The organism is Croceicoccus bisphenolivorans (assembly GCF_001634625.1).
GTDB lineage: Bacteria > Pseudomonadota > Alphaproteobacteria > Sphingomonadales > Sphingomonadaceae > Croceicoccus > Croceicoccus bisphenolivorans.
This window is the reverse complement of record NZ_LRSE01000002.1, coordinates 72,336-94,946: the sequence shown is the minus strand read 5'-3', so window position 1 is coordinate 94,946 and position 22,611 is coordinate 72,336. Positions and strand designations below refer to the sequence as shown.

The window sequence follows — 22,611 nt, the reverse complement described above, 5'->3', positions numbered from 1 at the left end:
AGGCTTCACGCCGTGCGCGATTTCGCTGTCTCCGACAGTCCGGCCGTGCAGGAACAGCTCGACCGGCTCGCCGCGCTGAGCCTGCCCCAAGGGCGGCTTGGCCTCGATCCCGTGCGCGAATTGCTGGCGCGGCTGGGCGATCCGCACCGCGCCATGCCGCCTGCGTTCCATATCGCGGGCACCAACGGCAAAGGTTCGACCAGCGCCTTCCTCGTCGCCATGCTGCGCGCAGGCGGCAAGCGGGTGCACCAGTTCACCAGCCCGCATCTCGTCCGCTATAACGAGCGGATCAGGCTGGCGAACGAGCTGGTTGATGACGCAACGTTGGCCGACCTGCTGCGCGAAGTGCTGGACGCGGGCGAGGATATCGGCGCCAGCTTCTTCGAAATCACCACGGCCGCCGCCTTCCTCGGCTTTTCGCGCGTGGAAGCCGACGCCTGCGTGATCGAGGTCGGGCTTGGCGGGCGGTTCGATGCCAGCAACGTGATCGAACATCCCGCCGCCTGCGGCATCGCATCGCTCGGGCTGGATCACGAACGCTTCCTGCTTGCACCCGAAGAGGGCACACCCGCGCATCCGATGGCCCGCATCGCGTTCGAAAAGGCAGGGATCGTCAAGCCCGGCTGTCCGGTCGTGACGCAGGCCTACGGGCCGGACGCGCAGGACCAGATCGAGCGGGCGGCCCGCATAGCCGGTGCGCCGCTACACATGCGCGGGGCGGACTGGCAGGCATCGGCGGGCGCTACCATCGAATATAGCGACAGGCACGGGTCGCTGACCCTGCCCCTGCCCGCCCTGCCCGGCGCGTTTCAGGCAGACAACGCCGCGCTCGCGGTAGCCATACTGCGGCATCAGGACCGTGTGACGGTGCCGGCGCAGGCCATTGCCGACGGGATTGCCGAAGCGCGCTGGCCCGCGCGATTGCAATGGCTGCCCGAAGGACCGCTGACCGCGCTCGTGCCGGAATCGAAAGTCCTTCTGGATGGCGGGCACAACCCCGATGCGGGGCAGGTTCTGGCCGACTATCTTGCCACGCTTGACGCGCCGATCCACGCGGTTGGCGCCATGCTGGCCGCCAAGGATGCCCACGGATTTCTTGCGCCCTTCGCGTACCGGCTGGCCAGCTACACCGCCGTGTCCCTATCGGGGCATGAGGCTTACGCCCCTGCCGATCTGGCAGCCATCGCGGCTCGGGCAGGAGTGGGTAAGACCGGCACTGCCCCGTCACTCGAAACCGCGCTTTCGGCGATCGATACGGCCGGAATCGTGCTTATCTGCGGATCCCTCTACCTTGCCGGTGAAGTGCTGCGGATCAACGGACCGTTGCCGGACTAACCCGCCGCGACGATGCCCGCGCGCTTGCCCAGACGGGCCTGCCGCCACCATTCGATCACGCAGAAAACGACCGCGATCATCCCCAGAAGCGTGGTCAGGATGAAGACAGGGTAATAACCCTGCTCGTCGATCATCTGTCCCAGTGCGCCGCGCCCCAGCGTGCCGACAAGGAACGTCAGCGATGACAAAAGCGCGTACTGCACCGCCGAATAGCCCTTGGCCGTGATCGACGAGAGATAGGCAACCAGCGCCGCCCCCGCGAGACCGCCGGCAAGATTCTCGCCCGCAATGGCGACCATCAGCTTGGCCAGCCGCTGGTCCCCGCCGAACGCCTCAACCAGCGTGGTGAAGCCGGTGAAATCCGACACCGCCGCCATCGTATGCCCGCCGAGCGCCAAATCGGCATAGAGCAGGTTCGACAGGGCCGCCGTCAGCGCACCGATAAGCATCACCGGCATACGCCCGATAAAGCTGAACAATGCGCCGCCCAGCGCGATGCCCAGCATCAGCGCGCCGACCCCGAAGAACTTGGACGCAATCGCCACCTCGTCCTTCGAATATTCCAGTTCGCCAAGGTAGAACGGATAGGCAAAGCTGCCCCAGACGGTGTCGGTAAAGCGGTAGGTGAGCACCAGCGTCAGCACGATGATCACCGCCCAGCCAAGCCGCCCGACGAATTCCGTCAACGGCAGGATCAGGGCGCGGTACCCCTGATCGACTAGGCTGTCCAAGCCGCCCTGCTTCGGCACGGTGGCGTCCAGCACGTAGCGCCCCTTGCGCCGCCAGTTTTCCAGCACGGCGGCGATGATGACGGGCACGACGACCGTCGCGATCACGATCACCGGCCCCATGTTCTGGATGAATTTCACCGAATCGGGCCGCGCCGCCGGATCGCTGGAAAGCGAGCGGAACATGAAGTCGCCCACCGTAACCAGCGCCCACGCCCACAGCACGCCGACGATGGCGAGCGCCCACCCACGCACCTTTGGCGAAAGCTGTCCGGCGGAACGCAGTTCGCGCAGGGCATCGTCGTCGGCGGTCAGCGAAGCGGTGGTGCGCGCAGGTTCAGGCGCGAAGATACTGGCAAAGGCCACCACCGCCATGACGACGCCCAGCATCGCATAGACTGCGGGCCAGCTCGTCCGCTCTGCCATGAACAGGGCAAGCGCGCCGCCCACCAGCACGGCAGAGCGCCAGCCGAGCTGGTAGACGGTGGAAAGGATGTCGATCGTCGCCACTTCATCCGCGACATCGACGCGCCATGCGTCCATCACCACGTCCTGCGTCGCACTGGCAAACGCGCCCATGCCCGCCAGCACGGACAACAGTCCGATCGCACCGGACGGGTCGAGCCGCGACACGAGGATCAGGATTACGGCCAACAGGGCCTGCGCCGTCACAATCCACTGTTTGCGATGGCCCAGCCCCTTAATCACCGGCAGGTCGATCCGGTCGAGCAGGGGCGACCACAGGAACTTGAACGCGAACGCCAGCCCGATCAGCGAGAAGACGCCCATCGTCTCCAGATCGACTTCAGCATCGCTCATCCAGGCATAGAGCGTGGAGAGCAGCAGCGTGTAGGGCAGGCCCGAAGCGAAGCCGAACAGCAGCATATAGGCCGTCTTGCGATTGCCCAGCGATGCCAGAAGCTTGCGCCACCCCGGCTTTTGCGAGGGCAGCGGTGCCGCCTCGTCCGGATTAGTTTCGGCTTCGTTGATCGTGCTCGTCATGCGGTCTTCCGTCATCGCCTGTGGAAGGACAAACTAGAAGCAGGCCACAAGGTTGCAATCGCAGCCCCACGCTATCCCCGTTTTCTTCCGGCCCCGCTTTCTCATCAGGCCCTGATCTCTCATCCAACCTTGTGCATTGAGAGCCGATGCCGCATGGCGCAGGCGTGAACAAACCGCCACGCAACCCTCCACGCAAAGGCCCCGTGCCCAGCGACCGCCGCCCCGGCAAGCGTCCGCCGTTCAGGCGCAAGCCCGCCCCTGCGTCCTCGCAACCCTCGCTAGACCTGCCGAAACGCGATGGCGACCGCATCGCCAAGTTGCTTGCCCGCGCCGGTATAGCCAGCCGCCGCGAAGTGGAACGGATGATCGAGGACGGGCGCATCGCCATCGACGGCGCAGTCGTGACGACGCCCGCCACCGTGCTGACTTCGCTGAAAGGCGTAACGGTCGACGGCAAGGAAGTCGCCGCGCCCGAACGCACCCGCCTGTTCCTGTTTCACAAGCCGGCCGGATTGCTGACGGCGGAGCGAGACCCGAAAGGCCGCGCGACGATCTACACCGCGCTGCGCAATGCCCTGCCCGCCGGAACGCCGCGCGTGATGCCGGTCGGCCGCCTCGACTACAATACAGAGGGGCTGCTGCTGCTGACCAATGACGGCGAGTTCAAGCGCGCGCTGGAGCTGCCGTCATCCGGCGTCCCGCGCACTTATCGCGCCAAGGCGATGGGCAAAGTTGGCCAGAACGACCTGGAGGCTCTGTTCGAAGGGATCACCGTAGACGGCGTCCACTATGGCCAGATCGAGGCGAACCTGGAGCGTCGCAGCGGGTTGCAGAACTGGATCGAGATGACACTGACGGAGGGCAAGAACCGCGAAGTCAGGAACGTGCTGGAACACATGGGCCTGCAGGTTTCCCGCCTTTTGCGCGTGGCTTACGGCCCATTCGTGCTGGGCGATCTGCCTCGCGGTGCGGCAATAGAAGTGCCGCAAGTGGAAGTCGAACGTTTCCGCAAGGCCATGGCGCGCGAGGCGAAGCAACGGGCCCCGCGCCCATGAAAAACACCAGACCGGGCGGAATGCGCATCGTTGCCGGTGACTGGCGCGGGCGCAAGCTGGTCGCGCCGGCAGGAGACACGACTCGGCCCACCGCGGATCGCACGCGCGAAACCCTGTTCTCCATGCTGGTCAGCCGGATCGGATCGTTCGAAGGGCTGACCGTCGCCGACCTGTTCGCCGGATCGGGCGCCCTTGGGCTGGAGGCTCTGTCACGCGGTGCTGCACAAGCGCTGTTCGTGGAGCAGGATGCTGCTGCCGTAAAAGCGCTGCGCACCAATATCGCGACGTTCGACGCGCAGGCCCGCTCCGACGTTCGCGCATCGTCCGTGCTCGCACTCGGCCCTGCCAAGGTGCAGCCGGACATCATCTTCATGGACCCGCCCTATGGCACGGGAGCGGGATCGGTCGCGCTGGACAAGCTGAACCGGCTGGGCTGGATTGCACCCGGCGCATGGATCAGCATCGAGACGAGCCGCGACGAGGATGTCGCGGTCAAGGACTTCGAAGTCGAAGCCACGCGCGACAGCGGCAAGGCGCGCATTCACCTGCTGCGCCTCGCCGCTAACTGATCGCGGGTTATTCGGCTGCTTCGGCCACCGGCGCCTGTTCGGCGGCTTCTGCCTCTGCCTTGGCCGCTGCGTTCTCTTCTGCCGTGCGCATCTTTTCCTGTGCGGTCAGCCCGCTGGCCGGCGCGCCGGGCCAGTGATCCAGCGGCGTGCTGCCGAAGTTCAGGCCCGCCTCACGCGGGTTGATGCAGCTGTCCTGCGATTCCGGTGTGCACACGGCATAGACGTACTCGCCTACCTTCACCTTCGTCGCATGGCCCTTTTCGTTGCGCTCGACCACTTCGGCTTTCGTTTCCTCGTGATGGTCGGCTAGCGCCGGTGCGGCCGTTGCCAAGGCAAGGCCCGCCGCAACGGCAGGCGTGATTGTGCGGATCATGTCAAACTCCCCAATTCCCCAAAAGTACATCGGGATTAGGCAGTATTTGATACCGTGTTGCAACCCCATGTGGTTAGCCGCGAATTAACCACGATGCGCAAGTTTGACCGATCGGGCACGGCAAAAGGGGCGGTGGCGCCATGGCACCGACCGCCCCGCCCCAACCGCGGAGATCGCAAATCCGCGGTGGTTGCCCGGCTAACTTTTACATCTCGCTCGCAGGCTTACCCGGCCAATAATCGAGCGGAACGTTGCCGTAGTTCTTGCCGGCCTCGCGCGGCTGGATACAGCTGTCCTGTATATCGCCGCCACAGATCGGGTACTCACCGGTACGCGCCGCCGGGGCCGGCTCTACCGTCGTGCTGGAGGCCATGACCGTTTCCGGCTCCTGCGACGCGGTGATCTGCGCGTTGATCGAATCCCATGCGGCCAACTGCTGTTCCGGCGTCATGGCAAGAATCTTGCCGCGCTGTTCCGGTGTCAGCGCCCACCAAGCGGCCTGCTGCTCGTCTGTGAGATCCCAGTAGTACGACTGGTAATTGCTGGGCCATGTCCAGTAGCTGGTGCGATAGTCGCTGGGCCATGACCAATAGGCCGTACGGTAATCGGCAGGCCAGCCCCAGTACGATGTGCGATAGTCGACCGGATAGGTCCAGAACTCGGTCTGATAATTCGCCGGCCAGCCGAGGTAGCTCGTCTGGTATTCCTCGGCCCAGCTGTCGTATTCAGCCTTCTGCGCGGCGTCGAGGGCGTCGTAACCGCGCTTGTCCTTCACGGAATTGACCATCGAGGGATTATCCTGCGCGGTCGCGATGGTGGGTGCGGCGATGGTAGCGGTGCCCAGCAACAAGGCGGCACCGGCCTTCAGAACGGTTTTCATCAGGTACTCCTGCATTCAATTGCATTTGCCCGATTCTACGCGCCAAACGGCGAAAACGTTCCGGAAACGGCCATGTGGCAACGCTGCAACCGGACTTGCGCCGATGACCTGCGTTCCCTACCTGTTCACCTGTGAGCCAGAGCGAATCCCCCATTTCCGTCGAGACCGGTCCAAACTGTGTAAACCCGCAGGAACCCTGGCTTTCCGGCCTGAACGAACCGCAACGCGAAGCGGTTTTGACGACGGAAGGCCCGGTCCTGATGCTGGCCGGTGCGGGTACGGGCAAAACGGCGGCGCTCACCGCTCGTCTTGCACACCTCGTCGCAACGAAGCGTGCATGGCCCAGCGAAATTCTGTGCGTCACCTTCACCAACAAGGCCGCCCGCGAAATGCGGGAGCGTGTGGTCCGGATGATCGGCCCTGCCGTCGAAGGGATGCCGTGGCTCGGTACCTTTCACGCCGTCGCGGCCCGGATGCTGCGCCGCCATGCGGAGATTGTCGGGCTGCAATCGAACTACACGATCATCGACACCGACGATCAGTTGCGCCTGTTGAAACAGCTGATCCAGGCAGAGAACCTCGACGACAAGCGGTGGCCCGCGCGGCAACTGGCCGGTTTGATCGATCGCTGGAAGAATCGCGGTCTGAATCCCGCCGATCTCGATGCGGCGGAAAACGAGGCTTACGCCAATGGCAAGGGCGCGCATTTCTACGGGCTTTACCAGAACCGGCTGAAGGCGCTGAACGCCTGCGACTTCGGCGATCTGCTGCTTCACGTCCTGAACATCTTCCGGCGCGAGAAGGAGATACTCGAAAGCTACCGCCAGCGCTTCAAGTACATCATGGTGGACGAATATCAGGACACCAATTCGGTCCAGTACCTGTGGCTGCGCCTGCTTGCCCAGCCGCGGCACAATATCTGCGTCGTGGGTGACGACGACCAGTCGATCTATTCGTGGCGCGGCGCGGAAGTGGCCAATATCCTGCGGTTCGAGAAGGATTTTCCCGGCGCGAAGATCATCCGGCTGGAACAGAACTATCGCTCAACGCCCGAAATCCTCGCCGCCGCATCGGGCCTGATCGGAGAGAACAGCGAACGCCTTGGCAAGACGCTGTGGACCGAGATTCCCCCCGGCGAGAAGATCCGCGTCATCGGCGTGTGGGACGGGCCGGAAGAAGCGCGCCGCATCGGGGACGAGGCGGAAGCGCTGACACGTCGCGACATCCGGCTGTCGCGCTCGGCCATCCTTGTGCGGGCGCAGTTCCAGACGCGCGAGTTCGAGGACCGGTTCATCCAGATCGGCCTGCCCTACCGGATCGTCGGCGGCTTTCGGTTCTACGAACGCGCGGAAATCCGCGACGCACTGGCCTATTTGCGCGTCATTGCCCAGCCGGCGGACGATCTGGCGTTCGAGCGTATCTACAACCAGCCCAAGCGCGGCCTTGGCGCCAAGACGCTGGAAAAGGCCCATGTCCACGCGCGAACGCAGGGCATCCCCCTTGCCGCTGCCGCCGTCGACATTTGCGAGACGGACGAACTGCCGGCCCGCGCGCGCAACACCTTCATCGCGCTGATGCGTGACTTCGCCCGCTGGCGCGAGGCGGCACAGACGCTAAGCCCCGCCGAACTGGCGCGAACCGTGCTGGACGAGAGCGGTTATACTGCCATGCTGCAGGCGGAAAAGAGCGCGGAAGCGGCAGGGCGGCTTGAAAACCTCTCCGAACTCGCCCGCGCGATGGAAGATTACGAAACGCTGGGCGGGTTCCTCGAACACGTCAGCCTCGTGATGGACAATGACGCGGCGGACAGCGAAGACACGATCACGATCATGACGATGCACGCGGCCAAGGGGCTGGAATTCGATCATGTCTTCCTGCCCGGCTGGGAAGAAGGCGTCTTCCCGTCGCAGCGTGCGATCGACGAAGGCGGCTTGCGCAGTCTGGAGGAAGAACGCCGCCTCGCCTATGTGGCGATCACGCGGGCACGGCGCGAATGCACGATCCTGCATGCTGCGAACCGGCGTATTTACGGCCAGTGGAGCAGCGCGATACCCAGCCGGTTTGTCGAAGAACTGCCCGAAGACATGATCGAGGCGGAAACGACGATGACCGGCGGTGCCTCGCTATGGCGCGCGCAGTGGAGCGAGCATTCCGACCCCTTCGCCCACGTCGCCCGCGCCCAGCCCGCACGCACGATGACGCGCGGACCCGGCTGGAAACGGGCTGCCGCATCCGAATATGACGCCACGCCAAAACGCATCCCCGAAGCGCGCCGCAGCGCCGCCAGCTTTGCGGCAAAGGCGCGCACCGATATCGGTGTCGGCGACCGCGTGTTTCACGACAAGTTCGGCTATGGCGAAGTCGTCGCGCAAGAGGGGAACAAGCTGGAGATCACCTTCGAGGGCGGATCGACCAAGCGCCTGATCGACAGTTTCGTCAAACCCGCCTAGTCGCGAGCATATTCGAGCACCCGAACGCCCGAGGCAAAGGATTGCGATTTGATAAAGCGGATCGCTGACGGGTGAGATCGGCTGCCTTCGAACAAGCGGGCGCCGCGCGCGGGCAGCATTGGGTGCACGAGATAGCAGAACCGCTCAATCCGGCCATCCGATGCGAGACGTGAGTGGATCGACGGGCTGCCAAGCAAAAGTACCTCACCATCCGCAACGAAATCGGTGATGTCGCTCACGAACTCGGTTCCTTCCCAATCGCTGAACGTTAGCGTTCGTGAGACGACCGTGCGTGGAATGGCGACGATGGCCTTGCCGAGAGCATATTCTAGCGGGTCATGTGCGGGATTGCGCGCGGCCTCCGGCCAGTAACTCTCGAACAATTCGTATGTCTTGCGTCCCAGCAGCAGCCTCTCGGCCGCCTCGACTTGGGCAGTTGCGAAGCGCGTGAATTCAGCGTCCGCAACCACGGCATCGTGATTGCAGAAGCCATCGGGCGTGATGTTCAGTGATGCGGTGATGCGACCCACGAGAGCCTCCTTGCCGGTTGGAGGCAGAAGCGCTCAGGAAGCGGGGATGTTCCCGTTCAGGCGACGGCCGAATGCTGCAGGAAGTCCGGCACCGGGCCGTTCCAGACGCCCGGTTCGCTCGGCTCATCCTGCTCCTCGTAGCGGCGGCGCGGCTGGCGTTCGGGGCGTTCGCTGCGGGCCGACCGTTCGGCACGGTCGCGGCGCGGGCGGCGTTCCTGCCGCTCTTCGCCATCCTCGTCCCCTGACGCATCGTCGCGGCGCGAGCGGGATTTGCGGGCGGGCTTTTCCTCTTCGACCGGCGCGCCGTATTTTTCGAAGTGCGCCTTGAAGTCGAAGGGAGGCAATTTCGCACCGGTCAGCTTCTCGACATTGTCGAGCGCTTCGGCATCGTCGGGCGCGATCAGGGTGAAGGCGCGACCCTTGGCACCTGCGCGGCCGGTGCGGCCGATGCGGTGGACGTAGTCGTCCGGATGCCACGGGCAGTCGAAATTGACGACGTGGCTCACGCCCTTGATATCCAGTCCGCGCGCGGCAACATCGCTGGCGCACAGGATGTTGATCTTGCCTTCCTTGAACAGCGCAAGCTCGGCAAGGCGGGCGGGCTGGTCCATGTCACCGTGGATTTCGCCGGTCTTGAAGCCGTGGCGCTGCAGGCTCTTGTTCAGTTCACGCACCGTGGTCTTGCGGTTGGCGAAGACGATGGCGGTGTTGACCTGGTCGTTTTCGAGAATCCAGCGCAGTGCTTCCCGCTTCTTGCGGGCGGGCACGTCCATCTTGAACTGTTCGATGTCCTTGTTCGTGGATGCGGCGCGCGACACTTCCACGTTTTTCGGATTCGACAGGAAGCGGTCGGCCAGCTTCTTGATCGGCGGCGGCATCGTCGCCGAAAACAGCAGTGTCTGGCGTGTCTGGGGCAGCTTTTCGCAGATCGTCTCGATGTCGGGGATGAAACCCATGTCGAGCATGCGGTCAGCCTCGTCGATGACGAGCAAGTCGCAGCCGGTCAGCAGGATCTTGCCGCGTTCGAACAGGTCCATCAAACGGCCCGGCGTCGCGATCAACACATCCACGCCCTCGTCCAGCGCCTTTACCTGATCGGCCATCTGAACGCCGCCGATCAGCAGCGCCATCTTCAGGTCGTGGTTGGTGCCGTACTTCTCGAAATTCTCGGCAACCTGTGCGGCCAGTTCGCGCGTCGGCTCCAGAATCAGAGAGCGCGGCATGCGTGCGCGGCGGCGACCGTGGGCAAGGATGTCGATCATCGGCAGCACGAAGCTCGCGGTCTTGCCGGTTCCGGTCTGCGCGATTCCGATCAAGTCCCGCATCATCAGCACGGACGGTATCGCCTGCGCCTGGATCGGAGTCGGTTCGGAGTAGCCGGCGGCTTCCACCGACTGCAGCAGTTCTTCAGAGAGGCCGAGATCGGCAAACTTCATGCAAATATCCTGTTTGGGCATCCGGTTCTGGCGAGACACCCGGCAGCGTTGGAATTCTATTCGGAAAGTGGCGGGCCATCAGCCCGGCAGAAAGCCGATGCGGACTGCGCAACGGCGATACCGGGTCACGACCGACCGGTACGCCCGCCCCTGCTGGGCCGGACGCATTGGCCGCTATGCGCATGGAACGCGAAAAGTCAAGGTAAAGCACCGAATCGGCACCAGATCGGCGGCCGGTTCATTCGCCGTCTTCGTCGCCAACCTCGCTGAAAGCGCTGAGCTGGCAATCGGCGCCGGAACGGGCGTGCAAGGCTTCCCGCCCGGCGCATAGCATCCCGTCGGCAGGGCGTTCGACATAGAAGCCGGAATAGAAACTGCTGACCTGGCACGATCGTTCGAGCAAGGTGCGCACAACCCGCCTGTCACGCATGTAAAGGAGCAAGGTCCGCCCCTGCCCCAGCTTCACCCCCGCCACATCCTCCAGCGGAATGCACTGCTGCGCCTCCCCGCTTGTGGCACGGCGGCGCGGCTCGGCTTTCTGGACAACGACTGGCGGTGGCGGAGCCACGCGGCTGAGCGGGGTGATGCGGATCATCACGCGCCGTCGCGTTTCCACCTGCATCCGGATTTCGGAAAACGTGGTCTCGGTACTGTCTGCGACGACCGACGTTTGCGTCACGGGCCGAATGGCGTGCACGTCCGCGCTCGCCCCGGTCAGGGCAAGCGGCAAGAGCCACAGCGCGCCAATGCCCAATCCCAAATCGATGCTCCAGCCCTGAACGGGTTTCACGGTTAGGGGATCATCCCCGATTGCCGCAAGTCCCTGTTGTCCCTGTCCCGCAACTGGACGATAGGGATTGAATGCGCGCTTAACCGGGCACCTATCGCGCGTGACCGCAGCCGGGAATGACAACCGATGAACACTGACACGACGATCGCCGACAATGGTCGAACCGAAACATTCCTGAAGGCGGCGAGCACTATTCTCGGGCCGAAGGGTCTCGTGACCGATGCTGCGGATATCGAGCCATGGCTGACGGACTGGCGTGGCCGCTATCATGGCAAGGCGCTTGCCATGGCCCAGCCATCGGACACGGCGCAGGTTGCCGCGCTGGTGAAGCTTTGCGCCGAACATGGCGTGCCCATCGTCGCGCAAGGCGGCAACAGCGGCATGGTGGGCGGCGCTACGCCCGACGAGAGCGGCAGGGCCATCCTGCTGTCCACGCGGCGGATGAACGCGATCGCGATCGATGCCGCTGCGATGTCCGCAACCTGCGGCGCGGGCGCGGTGTTGCAAACCCTTCACGAAGCGTCCGAAGCACAGGGCCTGCGCTTTCCGCTTTCGCTGGGCGGCAAGGGTTCAGCAACCGTCGGCGGGCTGACATCCACCAATGCCGGCGGCACCCAGGTGCTGCGCCACGGCGTGATGCGCGCGCTGGTGGCGGGGCTGGAAGTGGTGCTTGCCAATGGCGAAGTGCTCGATCTTTCGACTCCGTTGAAAAAGGACAATCGCGGCTTCGATCTCAAGCAGATCTTCATCGGTTCCGAAGGGACGCTGGGCATCGTGACACGCGTGGTCGTGAAACTCAGCCCCGCCGTGGCGGAACGGCGGGTGGTGATCGCGGGCGTGGAAAGCATTCACGCCGCGCGGCGACTAATGCTGGAATGCGAAGCTGCGATGGCCGACGCGCTGGAAGGATTCGAGGTCTTTCCGCAGTCCTGCCTTGATGCCGTACTCGCCTACGTACCCACCGCGCAGGCGCCGCTGGAGGGGAAGCACGCATGGTATGCCCTACTCGAATTCGTGGCCGACAAGGCCGGGGCGAATACGCTTGGCGATGCCGTGGAAACCGTGCTGGCCGACGCGTTTGAAGAAGGGCTGATCGAGGATGCCGCGATCGCCGCCAACGAAGCGCAGGCAGAGGCATTCTGGCAACTGCGCGAGACAATCTCCCCCGCCGAAAAGGCCAAGGGGCCGGCTGCCCAGCACGACATATCCGTCGCGGTCGAACAGATGCCCGACTTCATCGTCGATGCCTCGCGCAGTGTTATCGAGCGATTCCCGGGGCATGAGGTCGCCGCTTTCGGCCATCTGGGCGACGGCAACATCCACTTCCACGTGATCGCACCAGCGGGTTCCGATGCGGCAACATGGAACCGTGACGAAGGAAAAGCGATCAGCAGCTTCGTCTATCGCCTTGTCACTGACCGCGGCGGATCGATCTCTGCCGAACACGGAATCGGGCAGGACAAGTTGCAGACACTGCTCGAAACCCATGACCCGGCCGCCATCGCCGTAATGAAAGCGGTGAAGAGCGCGCTCGATCCGGCGGGCTTGCTCAACCCCGGAAAACTGGTCTGAAACGCATGCGAAAACATGGGCGACGGGGGCAGTCGCTGCTTGCGCCCCGTTCGGCAACGCCCTAAACCCCCGCGCAACCGCCGCCCCCGAAGGCGGCCAGTCCTGCAACCATCCGCATTTTTACCGGAGAGTCCCATGGCGAGTGCGCCGAACCCGAACCTTCCGCTGTTCTACAAGAACCTCGAACCGCTGAACAGCCAGCAGCACGGCACCTTCAAGGCGAAATCGACCGACAAGGCCGCATGGCTTGGCAAGGAACACGCTGTTCCGATCACCGTAGAGGAATTCCCGCTGGCGCAGCGCCACTTCCCCATCGTGTTCTCTTCGGGTGAAAATCCCGTTCCGCTGGCGCTGATGGGCCTGAACGAAGGCGTGAACACCTTCTTCGACGAAGAAGGCACGATGACCACCCCGTGCTACGTGCCGGCATATGTGCGCCGCTATCCCTTCCTGCTTGCCAAGCTGAAGCCGGAAAGCGATCAGCTTTCGCTCTGCTTCGACGTGTCGAGCGGCCTTGTCGGCGATTTCGAAGAGGGCCAGCCCCTGTTCGCCGATGGCCAGCCGACCAAGGCGACGCAGGACATCCTGCAGTTCAACGAGAATTTCGAACAGGCCGGTCACCGTACCAAAGCGTTCATCGACGAGCTGAAGAAAGCCGACCTGCTGATGGACGGCGAAGTTTCGATCAGCCGCGAGAACGAGAAGCCCTATATCTATCGCGGCTTCCAGATGGTGAATCAGGACAAGCTAAAAGAAGTTCGCGGCGACCAACTGCGCAGCTGGAACCAGAACGGGCTGCTCCCGCTGGTGTTCGCTCACCTGTTCTCACTTTCGCTGATGCGTGAAATTTTCGCGCGGCAGGCTGAAATGGGTAAAGCCCCACAGCCGCAGAACGCCTGATTTCAGGGAAATTCGCGACCGATTGCGATAAACAAGGCCTGAAATAAAAAAATTCTACCTGATGCACTCTTGCAACAGGCGGAATGTTGGCCTATTTATCTCTTATCCGGTCGCGGCTTCCCTCATGGCCCGGTCGGAGTGGCGCATTAGCGTGCGTCAACCTCCCTGAACCTTGACCACCCCGTGTTCGCACGGGGTGGTTTTTTATTTGGTATCCGGCGGGTCACTCTCCGCGCCGCAATGCCGTGGCTGCGCCCTCGCTCTATTCGGCGGCTTGCGCCCAGTCCGATTCGCTACCCGTCAGCGCTTCCGCCATGGCGATTGCCGCGTCGGCGACGATGCGCGCCTGCGCCTCCACCCCATCGCCCGGCCTGTCCAGCCGGTCATCGAGATAGAGGCTGCGCGCCAGTTCCAGCTGCACCGCGTTGATCCCCCGCCTCGGCACGCCGTGCCGGTCCAGCACGTAACCACCGGCATAAGGCCGGTTATAGGCTGCTTCGGCACCCGCGAAATGGAGCGTACCCAATCCAGCATCCACGATCGGACGCGCGCAACTTGCACCGAACCTGTCGCCAAGCACGTGCGTGGCCGGTGCCAGACCGCCGCTGCGGGCTGGCAGGTCGGGCATGGAATGGAGATCGAGCAGCAGCGCCCCGCCCCATGCTGCGCATATGTCGCCTAGTTCGCCGGCAAGGGCATCGTGATAAGGGGAGTGGACAGCAGCGATGCGGCGGCTGGCCTCTATCGGTTGCATCGGCGCGCGCCACAACTCTCCCATGCCCGAAATGCGGCGCGGAAACAGGCCCAGCCCCCGCATGGACCGCGCGCTTTGCGTTCCGCCCTGCGGCATCTTGAGTCGCATCGCCTTCTTCTCGTCCTCACCAGCGGTGAACATGCCGAGATCGAGATCAAGCGGATCGCGATTGAGGTCGATCATCGCGCGTGGTGCATGGGCCACCAGCAACGCCGCACCGCACCGGGTAGCCGCCTGCCGCGCAACTTCGTCAACAAAGCGATCCTCAAGCCGGAGCGGCGTGGCATCGGGAAAGCGCATGCGGGCAAGCAATTCCGGCGGATAGGCCCGCCCAGCATGCGGCACCGCGATCAGGACCGGGATTTGCAGGGCGGCGGGCCGCTGCAAGGTGAAGGCCGGTCGCGAAAGTCCGGGAATCGATCCGCCCGAAACCAGCCCCGCCGCGCGCGTGCCGTTCGAACCGCGTGTGGCATCCAGGCTCTGGTCGGACCGCCGATCGTTCATCGCCGGTCACGCTGGACCGCAAGCGTAAGCGCGTCAATGCCCACGCCCGCGTTGCGCCTGTATCAAAGGTGCACAGCGCTGCGATTGGTGCAGAAATTAAGGAAATTTGTTATATTCGTATCGATGCAAGCTGCTGAATGCCCGACAGGATCGGGAGTTCGGCGCAAGGCTTCCACAGCCCGCGCTATGCGGGTTTCGGGGACACGGACGCCAGGGTTATTGAGGAAGACATGATTCGCATCCTGTTGGCAGAAGACGAAGATTCGATGCGCACCTACCTTGCCCGCGCGCTTGAAAACGCCGGGTACGAGGTGGTTGCCGTCGATCGCGGAACGCACGCACTCCCGCTTCTGACCGAAGAACATTTCGACCTGCTGCTTTCCGACATCGTGATGCCGGAAATGGACGGTATCGAACTGGCGCAGCGCTGCTCGCAGGTTTCACCGACAACGAAAGTCATGTTCATTACCGGCTTTGCCGCCGTGACGATGAAGGCCAGCCGCGAAGCGCCGCAGGCCAAGGTTCTGTCGAAACCGTTTCACCTGCGCGATCTGGTGCTGGAGGTCGAACGGCTGTTCGACAGCAGCATGGCGAACGCAAACCTCTAGCGCCGCACCGCCGGCACGCGACTTTTTTCAAGTGGCCGCGAAACGGGTCTTGCCCAGCATGCAACCTGTCGCTATTGGGCAGCGCCTGCCAGCCGGAAGCAACGATGCACCGGCTTTAGCGGACCGATGGTGTGGGCGTATAGCTCAGTGGTAGAGCACTATGTTGACATCGTAGGGGTCGGAAGTTCAATCCTTCCTACGCCCACCATCGGCGCTAACTTCCCGCAAAACTGACGATATTTTGCGCTGGCAGGCCCGCCCCGACCGTTTCCGAGGCCTTGCGCCCGACCGAAGGTACAAGGTGGCGCCTTGCGCTTGCGCATCGCTTTGCTAAGACGCGCCCGAAAGTTCCCGCGCGCTGCATCCGTGGCGCGCCCTCCCTCTTAGACCCAGACCAGAGACAGGAAGCCCATGCAGAAGATCAAGGTAGCGAACCCGGTCGTCGAGATCGACGGCGATGAAATGACCCGCATCATCTGGCAGTGGATTCGCGAACGCCTGATCCTGCCCTATCTCGACATCAATCTGAAGTACTACGACCTCTCTGTCGAGAAGCGCGACGAGACGGACGACCAGATCACCGTCGACGCCGCCAACGCGATCAAGGAATGCGGCGTCGGCGTGAAGTGCGCCACGATCACGCCGGACGAAGCCCGCGTGGAAGAGTTCAACCTCAAGAAAATGTGGCGTTCGCCCAACGGCACGATCCGCAACATTCTTGGCGGCGTTGTCTTCCGTGAACCGATCGTCATCGACAACGTGCCGCGCCTCGTTCCGGGCTGGACCGACCCCATCGTCGTCGGCCGTCACGCCTTTGGCGACCAGTATCGCGCCACCGACACGCTGATCCCCGGCAAGGGCACGCTGCGCCTCGTCTTCGATTCCGAAGACGGCCAGAACGACCTCGACCTCGAAGTCTTCAAGTTCCCGGCACCGGGCGTCGCAATGGCGATGTACAACCTCGACGAATCGATCCGCGACTTCGCGCGCGCCTCGTTCAACTACGGCCTTGGCCTGAAGTGGCCGGTCTACCTGTCGACCAAGAACACCATCATGAAGGCCTATGACGGTCGCTTCAAGGATCTGTTCCAGGAAGTGTTCGATACCGAAGGTTTCGCCGAGAAGTTCAAGGAAGCCGGCATTCACTACGAACACCGCCTGATCGACGACATGGTCGCATCGGCCCTGAAGTGGAGCGGCAAGTTCGTCTGGGCCTGCAAGAACTACGACGGCGACGTGCAGTCTGATACGGTTGCGCAGGGCTACGGCTCGCTGGGCCTGATGACCTCGGTCCTCATGGCGCCCGACGGCAAGACCGTCGAAGCCGAAGCCGCGCACGGCACCGTCACCCGCCACTACCGCCAGCACCAGCAGGGCAAGGCGACGTCGACCAACCCGATCGCATCGATCTTCGCGTGGACGCGCGGCCTGATGTATCGCGGCAAGTTCGACAACACGCCCGACGTCGTGAAGTTTGCCGAAACGCTTGAGCGCGTCTGCATCAAATGCGTCGAGGACGGCAAGATGACGAAGGACCTCGCGCTCCTGATCGGCCCGTCGCAGGACTGGATGACGACCGAGCAGTTCTTCGAAGCCATCGTCGAAGGCCTGGAAAAGGAAATGGCTGCCTGGGCGTAAGCCGGGTGGCCCATCCTTTTCGCAACTGACGCGAAGAAATCGAAACACCGGCCCGCCCGCAAGGCGCGGCCGGTGTTTTCGTTTCCGGACAGGCAGGGTATCGAACGGAACATGCCCGCGCCCGGCGCGTTCGTCGAACCGGGATCCGACCACTTGAGACAAATTCACCGGAGCTGATCTGAACATGGCCAATACGCAAGCGCGCCTTGAAGTGCGCCAGGCGAAGCCCAAGGACGTGTCCGCCATCGCCGCGCTGGTGCGCCGCGCGTATGACGACATGCCCGCCTATACCTATGGCGAGATTCGCGGGCAGATGAACAATTACCCCGAAGGATGCTTTGTCGCGAAACTGGACGGCAAGGTCGTCGGCTATTGCGCCACGATGCGCGTGGCCAAGGGCATGGCGATGCGCCCGCATACCTGGGACGAGATCACCGGCAACGGCTTCGGTTCACGCCATATGCCCAATGGCGACTGGCTTTACGGCTACGAAATGTGCGTCGATCCGAAAGTGCGCGGCACGCGCATCGGTCGCCGCCTTTACGAGGAACGCCGCGCACTGGCCGAACGGCTGGAGCTTTCGGGCATCGTCTTCGGCGGCCGGATGCCGAACTACACCCGTAACCGGCGCAAGGTGACCGGACCGCAGGATTATCTGGACAAGGTGGTCGAGGGGAAGATTCACGACCCCGTCCTGCGTTTCCAGCTGGCCAACGGGTTCGAGCCGATCGGCATCCTCGAAGGGTACTTGGCCGAGGACAAGAAATCGAAGTCCAACGCCGTCCACATGGTCTGGCGCAACCCCTATGTCGATACCGACCAGCCCAAGAAGTTCCGCGTACCACGCAATGTGGAAAGCGTGCGCATCGCTACCTGCCAGCTGCAGGCCCGCGCAGTCGAAAGCTACGAAGAGTTCATGAAGGGTGTCGAATACTTCGTCGACGTTGCAGCCGATTACGAAGCGGACTTCATCCTCTTCCCGGAACTCTTCACCCTCCCCCTCCTATCCTTCGCGGACCAGGAGCTGAGCAGCCAGGAATCGATCGAGGCGCTTTCGGCCTATACGCCGCGCATCCGTACCGCGCTGTCGAAAATGGCGCTGGAATACAACATCAACATTATCGGCGGTTCGCACCCGACGCGGATGGATGACGGCGACATCCATAACGTGGCCTACATCTGCCTGCGCGACGGTTCGATCCACGAACAGGAGAAGATCCACGCCACGCCGAACGAGGCATACTGGTGGAACATCAAGGGCGGCGATTCGATCGACGCGATCCAGACCGACTGCGGACCGATCGGCGTGCTCATCTGCTACGACAGCGAATTTCCCGAACTCGCTCGCCGGCTTGTCGACGAAGGCGCGCGGATCATCTTCGTGCCGTTCTGCACCGACAGTCGGCAGGGCTATATGCGCGTTCGCTATTGCGCGCAGGCGCGTGCGATCGAGAACCAGTGTTTCGTGGTGATGAGCGGCAATGTCGGCAACCTGCCGAACGTGGGCAACATGGACATCCAGTACGCCCAATCCTGCATCCTCACGCCATGCGACTTCCCCTTCGCGCGCGACGGCATCGCGGCAGAGGCGAGCGAGAACGTCGAAACCCTGACGATCAGCGACATCAACCTTGCCGACCTGTCATGGGCACGGGCGGAAGGAACGGTGCGCAACCTCGCCGACCGGCGTTTCGATCTATACCAGATCGAATGGGCCGATCAGGTCGGCAAGGAGCAGACGGGCCGGATGGCCGTCGACGATGCCGGCGGCAAGCCGCTCGGCACGCGCACGATGGGTGGGGGCTGAACGGCGCTATCGTCCAGCGCGTGATACTGAAGTGCCTTGTCGTCGAAGGTCTGGGCACCCTCAATCCATACGAGGCGTCATGTCGTCTTCTGGGTGTTCGTCAACCACGTTGCCGATGCGCAGCAGCGACAGTGCGATCATTCCGAAGATGGCAAGGCCGATCACCGTCGTCATCGATGCGGGCCTGCCGCCAAGATCGGTGGTGTAGGCCAGTATCCATGCCCCCGCCGGTACCGGCAGGTTGGACAACGAATTGTAGATCGTGAACTGCGTGGCCGCGACGCGCTTGTCGGAAAGGCGCATGCGGATCGGGTTGGTGCAGATCGAATAGAGCAGGCTGGTCGTGTCTGTCAGCATGTAGAGGAAGATGAAGCCCGCCCAGATCAGGCCCATTTCCGGCCAGATCAGGAACAGCGAGGCCAGTACCACGTACATGCCCGCTGAAAAGACCGAGGAGCGGCGCGGGCCGAACTTTGCATTCAGGAATGCGCCCGCCCCCATGCCGAAGGCCGCGATGATCAGGCCCAGCGTTGCGGCCATCGCCGAATAGTCCTCGGTCGACCAGCCCGCCTCCTTCGTCGCGTAAAGCGGCCAGAATGCGACGAACATGCCACCGGTCGCACGCACGGCAACGGCGGCAAGCAGGTAGATAATGCTATCGCGTTTGATCATGGACTTGAACGTGATCCTGAGGATGCCGAGCCAGTTGGCACGCTCGATACTGACCGCGTCGGGCGACGCCTGCCCCGCCGTCCACGGCAACATTTTCTCGCCCGTCCGCTCTCTCAGGATCACGGCCAGCAGGAATATCCCGCCAACCAGCGGCAGGAAGCCGAGGAATGCCACTGTCGTTCCATAGCGGGCCAGCAGGAACCCGCCGAGCGCCGCACCGATCGAGATGCCGAAAGCCTGCCCTGCGAACATAAAGGCGCTGGCAGTGCCCTGTTCTTCGTCCGGAAGGATATCGACGGCAAGGCCATCAACCGCAACGTCCTGCATCGCACTGCCAACGAAGATCGCGAACCCGACATAGGCGAGCAGTTCGATATCGCCCGGCCCCGGCGACGCGGCGGCAGCGACGACCAGCCCGATCACCATCAGCGCCTGCGACCCGATAAGCCATATCCGCCGACGTCCCATGGCGAGGTAGGTGTAGCGGTCCATCAACGCCGCCCCGAAGAACTTGAAACTCCATGGCAGGTAAGTCGTGGTAACGAGGAACGCGACATCGCTGGCCGAAGCCCCGTTTTGCGAGATCCATGCAGCCACAGCGGTGAGGTAAAGACCGATCGGCAACCCTTGCGCGAAATAGAACACGGTCATGCTGAACAGCCTGAGCCGCTTGCTCTCGCTCAGCACGAACCGTGTGCTGCCATGCGTTTCCGATGATGCCAAAACCGATGCTCCCCGAATTGCGCGACTGCCCGGATCGGAGAGATGCAGTGTTCCCCGCCCGGGCAATTCGACCCCGTCGTTCCTGTTCTGCCGCCCCGAAAGGCGACGTTTCGCCATTTCTTCACCGCCAATCGACGAACGGTCAACTGGTTTCGACAGAAACCGTGTTCAGGCCATTGTCATCCTCTCCCGCTAGTCTAGCGTGCGTGACATCGAACGCGCGCCGCAATCGGCGTGCCTTTCATCTTGTTTTATCGGGACTTACAGATTGCATGCTTGAGACAGACCGCCGTAGTTTGCTCGCCATGAGCACGATTCTACCCTTCGCCGGCGTTGCCGCCGCCCCCGCCACCGCACTTGCGCAGGCAGCCGACGGAATCATGGGCGAGTGGGACCTGACCGAGCTCTACCCCGACTGGACGGCGTGGGAGGTCGCGCGCAAGGCATCGCTGGATGCCCTGCCCCGCCTCGCCGCCTACAAGGGGACGCTCGGCAATGGGGCGGACGCCATGGCCGAGGCACTGGTGGACATTTCCGAAACCTCGAAGGACGCGGTGCGCGTCTACATCTTCGCGCATCTGAACGCCGATGCCGATGTGCGCGTGGGCAAGAACCAGGAACGCGTCGGCCAGGCAAGCGACCTGCTCACCGCTCTGGGCGAAGCCGTGGCGTGGCAGGCACCCGAAGTGCTGGCGCTGGGCAAGGACAAGGTGGAGAGCTTCATCGCCACCAACGCCACCTTGCAGAGGCGGTTCGCTTTCGGCCTGCGCGACACGCTGCGCAATGCCGATCACGTGCTCGACACGCAGGGCGAAAGCCTGCTTGCGGCGGCCAGCGCCCCGCTGGGTGGGCCGGAGAGCGTACGCAGCCAGCTGACTGCGTCGGACATGCCCCGCCCCACCGTCAAGCTTTCTGACGGGACCGAGATTCGCCTGGACGATCAGGGCTACTCGCTTAACCGCGACGCCGCGAACCGCGATGATCGCAAGCTGATCTTCAAGGAATTCTGGGATGGCTACGGCGCGTTCAGCAATTCGCTGGGCGCTGCCTATGCGGCGAAGCTGAAGGGCGACGTTTTCCGCGCCAAGTCGCGCAACTATCCCAACACGCTGTCGTGGGCGCTGGACGGGCCGAACATTCCCGAAGGAGTCTATCGCACGCTGGTGGAGGAAGTGAACAAGGGCCTGCCCGAACTTCACCGCTATTTCGATTTGCGCCGCCGCATCCTCGGCCTGCCCGACATCGGATACTACGACATCTATCCGCCGCTCGTATCGCTGGACCGCAAGTTCACGCTACCCCAGATGCGCGCCATCACGATCGAGGCGCTGAAGCCGTTCGGCAAGGAATACGTCGACCTGCTGACAGATGCGACGACCAAGAAGTGGATGGATCCGCGCCCTCGCCCCGGTAAGGATTCGGGCGCCTACATGCAGGGCAGCGCATATGACGTGCACCCCTACCTGCTGTTGAACCTAGGCGAGGACTATGAGTCCATGTCGACTTACGCGCACGAGTGGGGCCACGCGATCCACACGCTGCTTTCGCGCGCCAACAACCCTTACGAGACATACGACTACGCGACCTTCATCGCGGAAATCGCCTCGACGGTGAACGAAGTGTTTCTCAGCCACTACATGCAACAGCGGGCGAAAACGCGCGAGGAGAAGCTGTTCTACCTCGGCACCCAGCTTGAGGCTGCGCGCGGCACCTTCTTCCGCCAGACCCAGTTCGCCGAGTTCGAGCTGAAAGCCCACGAACTGGCCGAAGCCGGCGAAGGCCTGTCGGGCGAGAAGTTCAACGCCGTCTACATGGACATCCTGCGCCGCTATCATGGGCCGAAGATGATCCTTCCCGACAACGTCGCCAACGAATGGTCCTACGTCAGCCACTTCTTCCGTTCCGACGCATACTACGTGTTCCAGTATGCCACCTCGATCTCCGCCGGCACCTGGTTTGCCGAGCAGATCCTGAACGGCGGCAAGAAGGAGCAGACGGCGATGATCGACGTGCTGAAGGCGGGCGGATCGGACTATCCGGTCGACATCCTGAAGAAGAAGGCCGGGCTAGATATGACCAAGCCCGACGTCTACCGCAGCTTCGTCGCCAATTTCAGCAAGACAATGGACGAGATCGAAAAACTGCTTTGATCCGAAAATCCTGAAAATCATAAGGCCGGTCGGGGCAGCTCCCGACCGGCCATTTTCATGCCTGCCGACAAGTTCTTGCACCAACCTTCCCGACCTTTGGCAAGGTCATGGTTCTTTCCTTCGCCCTCGCTCTGG

General features: G+C 63.1%; 18 protein-coding genes and 1 tRNA gene. 11 read left to right on the top strand and 8 right to left on the bottom strand.

From position 1 onward, the window contains the following. The first annotated feature begins 12 nt into the window (after positions 1-12). Positions 13-1,335 (top strand): bifunctional folylpolyglutamate synthase/dihydrofolate synthase, encoded by a 1,323-nt coding sequence (locus A7A77_RS02065; protein ID WP_066552772.1) that lies wholly within the window; start codon positions 13-15, stop codon positions 1,333-1,335. Here the strand turns inward: A7A77_RS02065 and A7A77_RS02060 are convergent. Further along, positions 1,332-3,065: an AmpG family muropeptide MFS transporter gene (locus tag A7A77_RS02060; protein ID WP_066553465.1), complete on the bottom strand. Its 1,734-nt coding sequence runs from the start codon at positions 3,063-3,065 to the stop codon at positions 1,332-1,334. The two genes, A7A77_RS02065 and A7A77_RS02060, sit on opposite strands and share 4 nt — an antisense overlap. Before the next feature lie 164 nt (positions 3,066-3,229). Here A7A77_RS02060 and A7A77_RS02055 point away from each other — a divergent pair, with 164 nt between their 5' ends. Both A7A77_RS02055 and rsmD read left to right on the top strand, forming a co-directional pair. Continuing rightward, entirely contained in the window at positions 3,230-4,120 is an 891-nt protein-coding gene (locus tag A7A77_RS02055; protein ID WP_066553461.1) for a pseudouridine synthase, read from the top strand. A gap of 20 nt (positions 4,121-4,140) precedes the next feature. Continuing rightward, positions 4,141-4,689, top strand: a complete 549-nt coding sequence (rsmD, locus tag A7A77_RS02050) for a 16S rRNA (guanine(966)-N(2))-methyltransferase RsmD (RefSeq protein WP_066552770.1) — start codon at positions 4,141-4,143, stop codon at positions 4,687-4,689. Positions 4,690-4,696: 7 nt separating this feature from the next. Here rsmD and A7A77_RS02045 read toward each other — a convergent pair whose 3' ends face one another. Together A7A77_RS02045 and A7A77_RS02040 are read right to left on the bottom strand one after the other, a co-directional pair. Further along, the gene (locus A7A77_RS02045; RefSeq protein ID WP_066552768.1) at positions 4,697-5,062 is read right to left on the bottom strand and encodes a hypothetical protein; all 366 of its coding nucleotides are present in this window, start codon (positions 5,060-5,062) and stop codon (positions 4,697-4,699) included. Between the two features lie 205 nt (positions 5,063-5,267). Next, on the bottom strand, positions 5,268-5,942 hold the full coding sequence (locus tag A7A77_RS02040; RefSeq protein WP_156500322.1) for a hypothetical protein: 675 nt from the start codon (positions 5,940-5,942) through the stop codon (positions 5,268-5,270). Positions 5,943-6,094: 152 nt separating this feature from the next. On the opposite strand from A7A77_RS02040, the gene A7A77_RS02035 reads away from it, so the two are divergent. Continuing rightward, positions 6,095-8,392 carry an ATP-dependent helicase gene (locus A7A77_RS02035; RefSeq protein WP_066553458.1) on the top strand — a complete coding sequence of 766 codons (2,298 nt, stop codon included), beginning with the start codon at positions 6,095-6,097 and terminating at the stop codon, positions 8,390-8,392. Here the strand turns inward: A7A77_RS02035 and A7A77_RS02030 are convergent. The 3 genes from A7A77_RS02030 to A7A77_RS02020 form a co-directional block, all read right to left on the bottom strand. Then, positions 8,389-8,922 carry a dihydrofolate reductase family protein gene (locus tag A7A77_RS02030; RefSeq protein WP_066552763.1) on the bottom strand — a complete coding sequence of 178 codons (534 nt, stop codon included), beginning with the start codon at positions 8,920-8,922 and terminating at the stop codon, positions 8,389-8,391. The two genes, A7A77_RS02035 and A7A77_RS02030, sit on opposite strands and share 4 nt — an antisense overlap. Positions 8,923-8,978: 56 nt before the next feature. Further along, positions 8,979-10,358 carry a DEAD/DEAH box helicase gene (locus tag A7A77_RS02025; protein WP_066553448.1) on the bottom strand — a complete coding sequence of 460 codons (1,380 nt, stop codon included), beginning with the start codon at positions 10,356-10,358 and terminating at the stop codon, positions 8,979-8,981. Positions 10,359-10,596: 238 nt separating this feature from the next. Next, positions 10,597-11,148, bottom strand: a complete 552-nt coding sequence (locus tag A7A77_RS02020; protein ID WP_066552759.1) for a hypothetical protein — start codon at positions 11,146-11,148, stop codon at positions 10,597-10,599. A 126-nt stretch (positions 11,149-11,274) separates the two neighbouring features. Here A7A77_RS02020 and A7A77_RS02015 point away from each other — a divergent pair, with 126 nt between their 5' ends. Continuing rightward, positions 11,275-12,720: an FAD-binding oxidoreductase gene (locus A7A77_RS02015; RefSeq protein ID WP_066552756.1), complete on the top strand. Its 1,446-nt coding sequence runs from the start codon at positions 11,275-11,277 to the stop codon at positions 12,718-12,720. 135 nt (positions 12,721-12,855) lie between these two features. Continuing rightward, positions 12,856-13,620 (top strand): SapC family protein, encoded by a 765-nt coding sequence (locus A7A77_RS02010; protein WP_066552753.1) that lies wholly within the window; start codon positions 12,856-12,858, stop codon positions 13,618-13,620. 262 nt (positions 13,621-13,882) lie between these two features. On the opposite strand, the gene A7A77_RS02005 is transcribed toward A7A77_RS02010, so the two are convergent. After that, complete coding sequence (locus A7A77_RS02005) at positions 13,883-14,878, bottom strand: N-formylglutamate amidohydrolase (protein ID WP_082835838.1); 996 nt, start codon at positions 14,876-14,878, stop codon at positions 13,883-13,885. A gap of 230 nt (positions 14,879-15,108) precedes the next feature. Here A7A77_RS02005 and cpdR point away from each other — a divergent pair, with 230 nt between their 5' ends. The 4 genes from cpdR (at position 15,109) to A7A77_RS01985 (ending at position 18,931) form a co-directional block, all read left to right on the top strand. Beyond that, complete coding sequence (cpdR, locus tag A7A77_RS02000) at positions 15,109-15,486, top strand: cell cycle two-component system response regulator CpdR (protein ID WP_066553440.1); 378 nt, start codon at positions 15,109-15,111, stop codon at positions 15,484-15,486. Positions 15,487-15,619: 133 nt separating this feature from the next. Continuing rightward, positions 15,620-15,694 (top strand) — tRNA-Val (locus A7A77_RS01995). A gap of 203 nt (positions 15,695-15,897) precedes the next feature. Beyond that, positions 15,898-17,124, top strand: coding sequence for an NADP-dependent isocitrate dehydrogenase (locus A7A77_RS01990; RefSeq protein WP_066552750.1), 1,227 nt, complete (start codon positions 15,898-15,900; stop codon positions 17,122-17,124). Between the two features lie 184 nt (positions 17,125-17,308). Beyond that, complete coding sequence (locus tag A7A77_RS01985) at positions 17,309-18,931, top strand: GNAT family N-acetyltransferase (RefSeq protein WP_066552747.1); 1,623 nt, start codon at positions 17,309-17,311, stop codon at positions 18,929-18,931. Positions 18,932-18,991: 60 nt separating this feature from the next. On the opposite strand, the gene A7A77_RS01980 is transcribed toward A7A77_RS01985, so the two are convergent. Beyond that, positions 18,992-20,326, bottom strand: a complete 1,335-nt coding sequence (locus A7A77_RS01980; protein ID WP_066552745.1) for an MFS transporter — start codon at positions 20,324-20,326, stop codon at positions 18,992-18,994. A gap of 305 nt (positions 20,327-20,631) precedes the next feature. Here A7A77_RS01980 and A7A77_RS01975 point away from each other — a divergent pair, with 305 nt between their 5' ends. Then, complete coding sequence (locus A7A77_RS01975; RefSeq protein WP_245638362.1) at positions 20,632-22,476, top strand: M3 family oligoendopeptidase; 1,845 nt, start codon at positions 20,632-20,634, stop codon at positions 22,474-22,476. Positions 22,477-22,611: the final 135 nt, after the last annotated feature.

Coding starts and splice junctions, on each gene's coding strand:
- A7A77_RS02060 (WP_066553465.1), bottom strand. CDS start 3,065: ATGACGAGCACGATCAACGAAGCCGAAACTAATCCGGACGAGGCGGCA.
- rsmD (WP_066552770.1), top strand. CDS start 4,141: ATGCGCATCGTTGCCGGTGACTGGCGCGGGCGCAAGCTGGTCGCGCCG.
- A7A77_RS02045 (WP_066552768.1), bottom strand. CDS start 5,062: ATGATCCGCACAATCACGCCTGCCGTTGCGGCGGGCCTTGCCTTGGCA.
- A7A77_RS02040 (WP_156500322.1), bottom strand. CDS start 5,942: ATGAAAACCGTTCTGAAGGCCGGTGCCGCCTTGTTGCTGGGCACCGCT.
- A7A77_RS02025 (WP_066553448.1), bottom strand. CDS start 10,358: ATGAAGTTTGCCGATCTCGGCCTCTCTGAAGAACTGCTGCAGTCGGTG.
- A7A77_RS02015 (WP_066552756.1), top strand. CDS start 11,275: ATGAACACTGACACGACGATCGCCGACAATGGTCGAACCGAAACATTC.
- A7A77_RS02010 (WP_066552753.1), top strand. CDS start 12,856: ATGGCGAGTGCGCCGAACCCGAACCTTCCGCTGTTCTACAAGAACCTC.
- A7A77_RS02005 (WP_082835838.1), bottom strand. CDS start 14,878: ATGAACGATCGGCGGTCCGACCAGAGCCTGGATGCCACACGCGGTTCG.
- cpdR (WP_066553440.1), top strand. CDS start 15,109: ATGATTCGCATCCTGTTGGCAGAAGACGAAGATTCGATGCGCACCTAC.
- A7A77_RS01990 (WP_066552750.1), top strand. CDS start 15,898: ATGCAGAAGATCAAGGTAGCGAACCCGGTCGTCGAGATCGACGGCGAT.
- A7A77_RS01985 (WP_066552747.1), top strand. CDS start 17,309: ATGGCCAATACGCAAGCGCGCCTTGAAGTGCGCCAGGCGAAGCCCAAG.
- A7A77_RS01975 (WP_245638362.1), top strand. CDS start 20,632: ATGAGCACGATTCTACCCTTCGCCGGCGTTGCCGCCGCCCCCGCCACC.